Source organism: Nocardia sp. CC201C, from assembly GCF_030010695.1.
Classification (GTDB): Bacteria; Actinomycetota; Actinomycetes; order Mycobacteriales; family Mycobacteriaceae; genus Nocardia; species Nocardia otitidiscaviarum.
The window spans coordinates 1-10,993 of the sequence record NZ_JASCXP010000244.1 but is presented as its reverse complement, the minus strand read 5'-3'; the positions used below and the strand labels follow the sequence as shown (position 1 = coordinate 10,993).

The 10,993-nt window shown below is 68.2% G+C and carries 11 protein-coding genes; 5 read left to right on the top strand and 6 right to left on the bottom strand.

Features of this window, described 5'->3' with window-relative positions; translation table 11 throughout:
- The coding region (locus QK444_RS23190; RefSeq protein WP_282783623.1) for a bifunctional ADP-dependent NAD(P)H-hydrate dehydratase/NAD(P)H-hydrate epimerase at positions 1-1,250 on the bottom strand (1,250 nt) is incomplete at its 3' end.
- 258 nt (positions 1,251-1,508) lie between these two features.
- On the opposite strand from QK444_RS23190, the gene QK444_RS23185 reads away from it, so the two are divergent.
- Complete coding sequence (locus QK444_RS23185) at positions 1,509-1,934, top strand: plastocyanin/azurin family copper-binding protein (RefSeq protein ID WP_143982720.1); 426 nt, start codon at positions 1,509-1,511, stop codon at positions 1,932-1,934.
- Positions 1,935-1,949: 15 nt separating this feature from the next.
- Here the strand turns inward: QK444_RS23185 and glmS are convergent, their stop codons facing one another.
- Entirely contained in the window at positions 1,950-3,818 is a 1,869-nt protein-coding gene (glmS, locus tag QK444_RS23180) for a glutamine--fructose-6-phosphate transaminase (isomerizing) (protein ID WP_282783620.1), read from the bottom strand.
- A 513-nt stretch (positions 3,819-4,331) separates the two neighbouring features.
- Here glmS and QK444_RS23175 point away from each other — a divergent pair.
- On the top strand, positions 4,332-5,198 hold the full coding sequence (locus tag QK444_RS23175; protein ID WP_282783618.1) for a dienelactone hydrolase family protein: 867 nt from the start codon (positions 4,332-4,334) through the stop codon (positions 5,196-5,198).
- A gap of 68 nt (positions 5,199-5,266) precedes the next feature.
- On the opposite strand, the gene QK444_RS23170 is transcribed toward QK444_RS23175, so the two are convergent.
- A complete protein-coding gene (locus QK444_RS23170; RefSeq protein ID WP_282783616.1) occupies positions 5,267-5,569 on the bottom strand; it encodes an SDR family NAD(P)-dependent oxidoreductase in 303 nt (100 codons plus the stop codon).
- Between the two features lie 69 nt (positions 5,570-5,638).
- The gene (locus QK444_RS23165) at positions 5,639-6,142 is read right to left on the bottom strand and encodes a hypothetical protein (RefSeq protein WP_282783614.1); all 504 of its coding nucleotides are present in this window, start codon (positions 6,140-6,142) and stop codon (positions 5,639-5,641) included.
- Between the two features lie 226 nt (positions 6,143-6,368).
- On the opposite strand from QK444_RS23165, the gene QK444_RS23160 reads away from it, so the two are divergent.
- Genes QK444_RS23160 through QK444_RS23150 form a run of 3 tightly spaced genes read left to right on the top strand, consistent with a single transcriptional unit; the run spans position 6,369 to position 8,045 of the window.
- Complete coding sequence (locus QK444_RS23160) at positions 6,369-6,701, top strand: hypothetical protein (protein WP_282783613.1); 333 nt, start codon at positions 6,369-6,371, stop codon at positions 6,699-6,701.
- A complete protein-coding gene (locus tag QK444_RS23155; RefSeq protein ID WP_282783611.1) occupies positions 6,682-7,212 on the top strand; it encodes a DUF6879 family protein in 531 nt (176 codons plus the stop codon). Before QK444_RS23160 ends, QK444_RS23155 begins: the two co-directional genes overlap by 20 nt.
- Positions 7,209-8,045 (top strand): helix-turn-helix transcriptional regulator, encoded by an 837-nt coding sequence (locus tag QK444_RS23150; protein ID WP_282783609.1) that lies wholly within the window; start codon positions 7,209-7,211, stop codon positions 8,043-8,045. The genes QK444_RS23155 and QK444_RS23150 overlap by 4 nt, the downstream gene beginning before the upstream one ends.
- 71 nt (positions 8,046-8,116) lie before the next feature.
- Here the strand turns inward: QK444_RS23150 and QK444_RS23145 are convergent, their stop codons facing one another.
- Both QK444_RS23145 and QK444_RS23140 read right to left on the bottom strand, forming a co-directional pair.
- A complete protein-coding gene (locus tag QK444_RS23145; protein WP_282783607.1) occupies positions 8,117-10,420 on the bottom strand; it encodes a hypothetical protein in 2,304 nt (767 codons plus the stop codon).
- 249 nt (positions 10,421-10,669) lie between these two features.
- A partial coding sequence (locus QK444_RS23140) for a hypothetical protein (protein ID WP_282783605.1) occupies positions 10,670-10,993 on the bottom strand: 324 nt, incomplete at its 5' end.

The following is a 10,993-nucleotide window of genomic DNA, read 5'->3' as shown; positions in this document are numbered from 1 at the left end:
CCGATGATGCCGGAGAGCACGTCGCCGGAACCGGCGGTGGCGGCCCAGGATCCGCCCGCCTCGTTGACCAGGACCGGGCGGCCGGGGGCGGCGACCAGGGTGGCGCGGCCCTTGAGCAGGACGGTGACCTGCCAGGAGTCCGCGAGTTCCCGGACGGCGGCGACCCGGTCGGGCGACGGGTCCGCGCCGGTGAGGCGGGCGAACTCGCCCGCGTGCGGGGTCAGCACCGTGGGGGCGGTGCGGCCGGTGACCAGGCTCGGATCCTGGGCGAGCAGGGTGAGGCCGTCGGCGTCGACCACCACCGGGAGATCGGTGGCGAGGATTTCGGCGAGCCGGTCGCGCGCGGCGGCGTCGGTGCCCGCGCCGGGACCGAACACCCAGGACTGCACCCGTCCGGTCTCCTTCACCGAGGGCGCCGCGATCACCTCCGGACAGTGCGCGAGCACCTGCTCGGATCCGGTTCCGGCGTAGCGCACCATGCCCGAGGTGGCGGCGACCGCGGCCCCGGTACACAGCACGGCCGCACCCGGATAGGTCGCGCTGCCCGCGCAGACACCGGTCACGCCCTGTGTGTACTTGTCGTCGGCTGCCCCCGGCACCGGCCAGTCCGCTCCCACGGATTCCGGTTCCAGCGCCGCGAGATTCGGTTTCGGCAACCGTAATCCGATGGGCACCAGCACGATTCGACCGCAATGGGCTGCCGCGAGCGCATGCACCGGCTTGTACGCGCCGAAGGTCACCGTCACATCGGCGCGGACCGCCGGGCCGGAGATCGCCCCGGTGTCGGCGTCCACTCCACTGGGCAGATCGGCGGCGATGATCGGAACCTGGACGGCGGCAACGAGTTCCGCCGCCCGCGGCCGCAGCGCGCCCTTACCGGAAATGCCGACGATGCCGTCGACCACCAGATCCGGCGTCCCCAGCTCTTCACGGACCCCGCCGCCGGTGCGCCGCAGCGCGGCAAGACCCTCCCGGTGCACCCGCTCCGGTGACAGCAGTACCGCGTGCACCGCCACGCCGCGCCGCCGCAGCATGGATCCGGCCCACAGCGCATCGCCGCCATTGTCCCCGGATCCGACGAGCAGCGTCACGGTCCGCCCCGCGACCCCACCGGTCCGCTCCCGCAATTCCCGCGCGACCACGTCGGCGAGCCCGAACGCGGCCCGCCGCATCGGCATTCCGGCGGGCACCCGGGTGAACAGCTCCGCCTCCGCCGCCCGCACCTCGTCGGCCGTGAAATATCCGCGCACAGGTCGCCTCCAATCCCCACTCGAGCCGCCGTCGGGACCAACGATATCCGCCCTCTCCCGCATCGCCGGCCCCGCATCGGCCCGGAATCCGGCGAGGGGGAATCCATGGTGTGGACTACTCGCACGATGCCGCCACCAGTTCCCCTTGATCATGAACAGCAGGCGAGCGCGCCGACCGCGGGTCCGGTGGGGGCGGAGGCGTCGCCGGTCGGTACGGCCGCGAATGGTCGGCTACCGGCGGAGACTAGGCTGGCGAGCATGTCGACTGGTTCCCGAGGTAGGTCCGTACGTGTCCTGATCAGCGTGTTCGCCGTGGCGGGTGTACTGGTCGCCACCGGGTGCGGTTCGAACGGCGAGAATGCCGACGGCACGCCGACTTCCACCGCGTCGAACTCCGCGACCCCGACCACCTCCGGACCGCGGACGCCCGCCAGCACCATCGTGACCGTCACGGATATGACGTTCTCCCCCGCCGATATCACCATCGCGGCGGGCGACACCGTCACCTGGAAATTCTCCGACCGCGTACCGCATTCGGTGCAGGGCATCGGCGACGCCGCCATGGGCATCAACAGCCCGATCCTCACCAAGGGCGAGTGGAGCTACACCTTCACCGTGCCCGGCACGTACCGCTATCTGTGCCCGCTGCATCCGGAGATGAAGGGCACCGTGACCGTCGAGTAGACGGGCCGCGCCGATCTATTCGACGGTGACGGACTTGGCGAGGTTGCGGGGCTTGTCGACGTCGTAGCCGCGTGCCATGGCGATCTCGGCGGCGAACACCTGAAGCGGGACGGTCGCCAGCAGGGGCTGGTACAGCGTTGGCGCGGAAGGGATTTCGATGAGGTGATCGGCGAACGGCCGCACCGTGTCGTCACCCTCCTCGGCGATCACGATGGTGCGGGCGCCACGCGCCTGGATCTCACGAATATTGCTGAGCAGCTTGGCGTGCAGCACCGCCCGGCCCTTGGGTGAGGGCATGATGACGATCACCGGCAGCCCCTCTTCGATCAGGGCGATCGGGCCGTGCTTGAGCTCGCCCGCGGCGAAACCCTCGGCGTGGATGTACGCCAATTCCTTGAGTTTCAAGGCACCTTCGAGTGCCACGGGATATCCGACGTGGCGGCCGAGGAACAGTACCGTCGACTCCCCGGCCAGCTGGCGGGCGATGGCGCGCACCTGCGGCGCGGTCTCCAGGACCCGCTCGACGAGCTTCGGCATGGCCTCGAGTTCTTCGAACTCCCGCGCCACCTCGTCCGGATATTTGGTGCCGCGCGCCTGCGCCAGCGCCAGGCCCACCAGGTAGTTGGCGGTGATCTGCGCCAGGAACGCCTTGGTGGAGGCGACGCCGATCTCCGGCCCGGTGCGGGTGTAGAGCACGGCGTCGGATTCGCGGGGGATCTGCGCGCCATTGGTATTGCAGATGGCGAGCACGCGCGCCTTCTGATCCTTGGCGTGCCGCACCGCCTCCAAGGTGTCGGCGGTCTCCCCGGACTGGGAGATGGCGACCACGAGGGTGGAGCGGTCCAGAACCGGGTCGCGGTAACGGAATTCGCTGGCCAGCTCCACTTCCACCGGCAGCCGGGTCCAGTGTTCGATGGCGTACTTGGCGAGCAGCCCGGCGTGATACGAGCTGCCGCAGGCGACTACGAATACCTTGTCGACCTCGCGCAACTCCTGGTCGACGAGGCGCTGTTCGTCGAGCACGATCCGCCCGTCGGCGAAGTGGCCGATGAGGGTGTCGGCCACGCCCGCGGGCTGCTCCTCGATCTCCTTGAGCATGAAGTAGTCGTGCCCGCCCTTCTCGGCGGCGGCGAGATCCCAGTCGATGGTGAAGGGCCGGGTGCGCACCCCATCGACGGCACCGTGGAAGTCGGTGACGGTGTAGCTGTCGGCGGTGATGACGACGGCCTGGTCCTGGCCGAGCTCGACCGCCTCGCGGGTGTGTTCGATGAAGGCGGTGACATCGGAGGCGATGAACATCTCCCCCTGCCCGACCCCGACCACCAGCGGGGTCGAGCGGCGCGCGGCCACGATCGTGCCCGGATGGTCGGCGTGCGTGAAGACCAGGGTGAACGCACCTTCGAGGCGGCGCACCACGGCCAGCGCGCTGGCGACGAAGTCCCCCGCGGTCTCGCCGACGGCATAGGCGCGGGACACCAGATGCACCGCGACCTCGGTGTCGGTGTCGCTGCGCAGTTCCACTCCGGCGTCCTCGAGTTCGCGGCGCAGCGGCGCGAAGTTCTCGATGATGCCGTTGTGCACGACGGCCACCCGACCGTCGTGGTCGCGGTGCGGGTGGGCGTTGCGGTCGGTCGGCGCGCCGTGCGTGGCCCAGCGGGTGTGCCCCATACCGGTGGTTCCGCTGAATCGTTCCGGCCCGGCCGCGGCCAGTTCCGCCTCCAGGTTGGCGAGCCGCCCGGCCTTGCGCTCCACCGCGAGGCCGCCCATTCCGTCCAGGATGGCGACCCCCGCGGAGTCGTAGCCGCGATACTCCATGCGGCGCAATGCGTCCACCACCACAGCGAGGGCGTCCCGGTACCCCACGTACCCCACGATTCCGCACATGGGGCCTCAGAGTACTGGGTTGGGGCGGGGCACTTCGCCCGGTGGTTCGCCCCTTCGACACCCCTGCGAGCGCCCGCCTCGGCGGTTCGTCCGATTCCTCCGTGCATGTCGCGGCGAGTCGCGGTTCACACCGGCGAGAACGATGAACGGTCCTCCGAAGATCGCGGCTCGACCGGGCGGGCCATGACTTTTCCGCGGCGTCGGGCGGTCCCCCCTGCGACGCGACCCGCGGCTCCACGGCGCCAGGCAGTCCGCACCAGGAGACGCGACCCGCGGCTCCACGGCGTCGGACAATCCGCACCCGGCAACGCGGCCTGCCGCGAGCAGGTACGGCGGGCGCGGAGACAATGTCGCGCCGACCGCAGCGCCGGTGGGTCCGGGCCGTGAGCGCGGCATCCGCGAGCTGCGCTCCGGCATTCGTCATACCGTGTTTTCGCACGTAGGCGTCGCGGCCGGAGGTGCGACACGCGTGGGCGGCAGCGTGCGGATCGAGAAAGCGCTAAGTTCGTCTGCGTGTCGGCGTCAGTGAAATCGCTTATGAGCACCTTGACCGCGAAGGGTCCGCACACGGTGCTGCGCGGCAATCTCGGTATCGCCGGGCAGCCCGGGGTGGTGTTCACCCCGGAGAAGGGGTTGAACCTACCCGCGGTGGCCTTCGGGCACGGGTGGTTGACCGGAGCCGGGAACTACCGACGCCTGCTCGAGCATCTGGCGTCGTGGGGATACGTCGCGGCCGCACCAGACACCGAACGCGGACCGATCCCCTCGCATCTGAACCTGGCCACCGATCTGCTCACCACCCTCGACATCTGCACCGGTGTGCGTCTGGGTGGCGGGGACATCAGCGTGCATCCCGACAAACTGGCCCTGGCCGGGCACGGAATGGGTGCCGGAGCGGCCACCATCGCCGCCTCCCAACGCGCGGTCGCCGCCGTGGCCGCCCTCTACCCCGCGCCGACCGCCCCGTCGGGTGAGGCGCTGGCCCCGAGTATCGACACCCCCGCACTGGTTCTGGCCGGAGCCGCCGACATCGACTCGGTCAGCTCCAACGCCATCCCGCTGGCCGCCGCCTGGGGTGGCCCCGCCATCCTGCGCTCGGTGGAGAAGGCCACGCACAACGGCATTGTCGAGGGCCGCCGCGCCCTGGCCGCCCTCGGCGCGGGCAAGCACGAACCGAAAACCGAACGCCTCACCCGCGCCCTGCTGGTCGGCTACCTCAACTACACCCTGCTCGGCGACAAGACCTACAAACTCTTCGCCGACCCCGAAGCGATCATCCCGCACACCGAACTGGTGGACCCGCACGCGGTCGAGGAGGAACCGGAGCCGGAACCGCAGAAGCTCCCCCTCCTGCAACTGGTGCAGGCGCTGCGAAAGTAACTCCACCGCAACCGCTCTCGCGGATACCCAGCCCTGCGGGGTGGGCACGACGATCATCTCGGCGATGTTCACCCGAGCAACCCATTGATATTGGTGCCGACCATCCGATCCCATTCGTCGGCATGGCCCGCCTCGAACGGCGCGCCCAGCATGACGCCGGCATTCGCGACCACCAGATCGACCGGCCCGAGGGCCGCCCGCACCGTCTGCGCGGCATCGCGCAGTGACCGCTGATCGGTGACATCCGCGGGCACGGCCAATGCCGACGCTCCGATCTTCCCCGCCAGTTCCGCGAGCCGGTCCTCGCGGCTGCCGAGCAGCGCCACCCGCGCGCCGCCATCCGCCAGTCGCCGTGCGGTGGCGGCCAGCATGAACGCTCCCGCCCCGAAAGCCCGGACACCCACCTCGGAGCGCGGCTAGCCCGGTCATCGCGGCGGACTTCAGGATGCCGCGCCGCTCTGCCCCTGGACGCCCTGCCTCGGCAGATCCGGCGACATGGCGCGGCGCGCGCAGACTTCTTCCGGCGTCACGGTGATGACATCCAGCTGTCCGATCAGCGACTCAGGGATGTGTCCGCCCTCGAAGTGCTGAGGCCCGGGGACGATGACGGCTGCGGCGTCCAGCCGGGTGGCCTGCGCCTTCAGCCGCGCCAGCGGTGGCCGCCCGAATTTCGGGTCGTAGACGATCATGTCGGCGAAGTCGTAACCGAGGCGAGCCGCCAACTCGCGGATCCGGCTCTCGTCCCGGAACTGCGCCGCACCGGACACATCGGTCCGCAGATACCCGATAGCCGTTGCCCGATAACGCATCTCGGTGCCTTCCTCTGCGTCGTCGGCGGCGTGGTAGATCTCCAGATGCACCCCTGGATGCCCATCGACGGGGTCATCATCGTAGGCATTGATCTCCAGCACGCCGCCGGGGAACTCTCCGAGCCTGGTCCGCATGGCCATCCCGCTCCCCTTGGTTCGATGGTGGTCGGCGACCGGGGGCGGGATGACCGCACCGCCTCCGAGCGCCTGAGAAAGACGCTATGTGGGCGACAATCGACGACTCCAGAAGTTTTCTCGGGTTTTCTAGCTGAATGTCGTTCAGCTCCGGAATCGGTCCCTGACCGGGACCGTTGGTGAGGCGTGACAAACCCGCCACGCGCTCGAGTGGGAGGACTGGATCATGAGCAAGCGGTTACGGTTTCTGGGTAGGAACGGCTCGCCGGGCAATACCTGTCCGACGCTGTACGAGACCGAAGACAGCTTTGTAGCGCAGGGGTGGCGCACAAACACTTCCGGAACTGTCGAAATCCCCCATGTGCTACTGGGTTACACCGATCCGGAGACCTATCTCGGCTCTCCGCTCGTCGACAGCGGAAGAGGCACCTTCCTGTTGAGCGGCACGCCGGTCACGGACCCGAACATACTGGCGCAGCTGGAAATAGCACCGAATGAGGCGGCAGTAGAAGTGCCCAGGAGGGATTGGAGATTCTACGGTGAAGCTGTTACAGGGTGACGCATTCGACGACCTGATCCGGAGCAGTCGGCGCGAAGCCTTCCACCTCGAGCTACAGGACGACTATGAGTCGCCAGATGGGGATGAGCCGTACCGCAACTGGCTGACCGGTGGCCCGGCGGACGATTTCGCCTGGTTCCAGGATTGGCTGAACCTGGTGCGGGACTTCACCGCCCGGGGGGCGGTAATGCGTCGGGCACGAGTAGTCACGGTTCCGATGACGGACTACCAGCGGTGGATGCTGGAGATCACAGTGAACAACGTCGCTGCTGGCGAGGACGTTCGGTACCTGGCGAGACATCTGGCCGACTCACGCCGATTGTCAACCGACGACTGGTGGCTATTGGACGATGAGACCGTGATCTTCACAACGTTCGAGGCGAGTGGCCGGTTCGCTGGCGCGGCGGTTACGCACGACCCGCGGATCATTGCTCACTGTCAGGAGGTTCGAGACTACGTCTGGTCGGCGGCTGTGCCGTATGCCGATTACGCCGCTCTCCAGACACAATGACCAGCGCTGTACACGAACAACGGCAAGCTCTCGGGCTACGGCTCCGGGAGCTTCGCCGTGATGCCGGATTGACCGGCCGCGCGCTGGCGAGATCGGCGAATTGGCCGGAGTCGAAGATCAGCAAGCTGGAGTACGGTCGGCAGACTCCCACGGAGGAAGATCTTCGAACCTGGTGTGACCACACGGGCAGCTGTGATCAGCTACCCGATTTGATCGCGACGTTGCGGAACATCGAAGCCGCCTATATGGAGTGGCGACGAGCGCTCGGGATCGGCACGCGTCGGCACCAGCGCAGGTTGGACCGGGTCGCACAGGCGGCCACTCGATTGTATTGGTACGAGCCACTTCTCATTCCGGGCCTGTTGCAGACTCCCGGATACATCGAGGCGGTGCTCCGTAAAATGATCAAGTTCTACGGAATTCCCGACGATCTGGACGATGGAGTCGAGGCCCGTGTCGAACGCCAGAAGATTCTGCACCACGGCAATCGCAGGTTTTCGTTCGTCATCGCCGAACAAGCTCTTCAGACCACGGTCGGAAACGAATCGATCATGCTGGGGCAGCTGGAATACCTCCTCGCGACGATGTCCTTGCCACGACTGGTGCTCGGGATCGTGCCCGAACAGGCGGCCCTGGATGGTCCAGCCATCAATGGCTTCGTCATGTACGACAACCGGTTGGTGCTGGTTGAGACGGTGAGCGCGGAGTTGAGAATCAACCAGCCGCGCGAGATAGCGCTCTATGCCAAGCTGTTCGCGTTGCTGTCCGAACAGGCCCTCTACGGCGAACCTGGTCGGGCGCTGATCCGGAAAGCGATTGAAACCCGGACCTAACTCCGTTGCCCAACACCGCACGCGCCGAACTCGACGAATCCGGCACGCGTGCGCCGGAGTGGTGTGGCAGATCAAGGCGTGGGCGTATCCGGGAGCGGTGGGATCGGTTGCACCGGGACACCGGTCGCCCCGATGTCTGGGGACGATTGCCGGTCCAGGGGTGGTATGCCCGGGTAGGTGGGCGGCGAGTCGGTTCCGGGCAGGTCTGGGATCGGCAAGTCGGGGGAAGGGGCATCCGGAGGTCCCGGAGGTATCGGGGAGTCTTGCTGTGGGGGAACGTGTTCGGGGTTGTCCTGATGCGGGACGTCCTGGCCCGGCGCACTCTCATCCGGGGCATCTCGATCCGGCGCACCCACATCCGGAGCACCCGCAGCCGGAGCACCTTGGTCCGGGGCGTCCCGGTCCGGAGTGCGGCAAACCGATGGGCTTTCCGAGGCCGGGGTGGGCGGCTCGGTGCATTCGGGAGCGGGGGGCGGGCAGTCGGGTGGTGTGGAGTTGTCGGGTGGATTGCTCGGTGCGTTCGACGTCTCGCCGGGATTCGGTGCGGATGGAGCGTACGGCGACGGCTGGGGTGAGCTGTCGGGTGCGGTGGGATCAGAGCCAGGCGAATCAGGCTGTGGGGTATCGGGTTTCGGGGGCGCGGCGGGGGTTTCGGTTTCGGCGGTGAGGATCGGTATGCCGTGTTCGTTCAGGTGGAGAGTGAAAGTGGTCGTGGCTCCGGACGGGTCGGTGAGGGCGACGCTCAGGGTGCCGTTTGTGGTCTGCTCGATGGTGAGGTCGTGCTCGCCCAGCTCGAAATCGGCTCTTCCGGCTGGTTGGTCGGTGCCGGGGGTGGAATCGCGGTCACCCTGGTCGGTGCCTTCGTCGGTGCCGGGTTCCGTTGCCGGATCGTCGGAACGGTTCGGATTCGTCAGGTCGCTCAGACTGCCGAGGGCGGATTCGACGCCGGTTTGGAGGCCCGCTGTGAGGTGGCCGAGGAGTTCGGTGAGTGCGGAACCCGCGCCCGCGAGCAGGGAACCGAGCGGCAGCGGATCCGAGTGTGCGCCGGTGCCTTCGCCCGGAAGAATATCGGACCAGGTGCCCGATGGCGGGTGGTCGGTGGTGTCCGTGCCGAGCGGCTGCGCGTGCCCGCCCAGCGCGGGCTGCCCGAGTGTGGGAGCGGTGCGGCCGGCGCCGACCGAGGCGGACGGAGGTTCCGTCGGAGTGCCCGCCCAGGCGGACGGTGCGGCACCGGCGGGTGTAAAGGTTGACGGGTTCGGCGAGGCACCGGGAGCGGCTGCGGTTGCCGGATGCGGTTGGCCACCGGAAACAGGAGCGGTCGCCGGGTTCGGCTGGGCACCGGAAGTCGTGACTGTCGCAGGGCTCGAGAGCGCACCGGGAGACGAGACGTTCGGTGTGCTCGAGGGCGCACCTGGAGGTGCGGTGCTCGGCGAAATCGGCGGGGCACCAGCAGATGCACCGGTCGACGGGCTCGACCACCCACCAGAAGACGCATCGGTCGCCGAACTCGAGGAGGCACCCGGAGGTGCGGCCCCTGCCGGTGGCGTACCGGGTGGACTCGCGGACGAGCCAGCCGTGGCGGGAGTCGTTCCCTCTTCGGCCCCCGGGGCGACCGCGTCCGCGGGTTGCGTTGGTGCTGTTGCGGTTTCGTTCGCGGGCAGCGGCGGATCGAAAGGTGCGACGGGGCGGGGGTAGGGGCTGTCCAGGAGTGCCGCCATGGCGGTGGTGACGGTGCGATAGTTGTCGACGACGATGTGGTCGGTATCCGCGCACATGGCCGTGAACTTGGCGTGTTTGCGCTCCACGTCCGGTTTGAAGGTGGTACGCAGCCAGTCGGTGGCGGCATCGTCCGCGGCGTCGAGCATGGCCTCGATATCGCCGGGCGACTTGCCGCCGATGGCGACGGCGGTGCTGTCGTCCCCGCGCCGTTCGAGCAGCCCGACCGTCCGAACGGCTTTCGTGAACACCGCCTGCCGCAGCGGATCGAGTACGCCGTCGATGGCCGCCACCACGGCCCGCGCGATATCGAGATCACGGCGCGCTCTCCGCTGCTGACCGTCGACCACCTCGCGGGCGGCCGCGCCACCGCGTCCCGCCCAGATATCCGGCAGCCGCCGCGCGACGCCCAGCTGAGCCATCCACTGCCGCTCGGCCCCGATGACCGCATCGGCAAGCGCATTCCGTGCCGCATCGAGTTTCTCGAGATCGAGCCCACGCTGTTCGTCGTACCGAGCTTGCAGTTCCCGCGTCCCGATACCGGGCAGCGCACCGAAGGCCCGCTCGTACAGCGGAAGGAACCGCTCCCAGTACTCGAGCCCGACCGCCCCATAATCCAGGATCTCGTCGACGGACCTCCCCGCCGGATCGAAAGTCACAGTCCCCCCCTGATATCCCGCCATGTCTCTCCGGTCCATCTGCTACAGCCAGCCACGGGCGATCTGATTCCAGCGCAGCCCCATCGGCACGACCGCGCGCTACTCGTTCGACATGCGCACCGGCCCGACGCAGGTAGCACTCCGACCGCCCCATGCCGTTCGCCATGCCAAACGATTTCGCCCATTCGGCACGCATACCAACTTCACGCGAGCGGCATGTGAGCCACCCGCACGCATCGATTTCGACCACTACCGCGGGCTGTGTTCGGCCCGTTCCCGGTCGGTGCGCTCGTACTCCGCGACCGCCGTATCCAGGCCCGATGCGGTGGTGGCGGTGGCCGTGGCCCAGTCGCGTAGCCAGCCCGCAAGGTGCTCGAGACCTTGATGCACCGTCATGCCGTGCTCCGCGTAGTTCCGTCCGGCCTGGTCGTTGCCGATGCCGAACATGTGCTCGTCAATGCGACGCGCCTGCAGGCGTAGCGATTCCGCGGAGTCGCGCAACGTTGCTGCGGCAATGCGCAGCTCGGCGATATCGACCGCGAAACCATCGGTCGCGCCACCCATATAGACCCC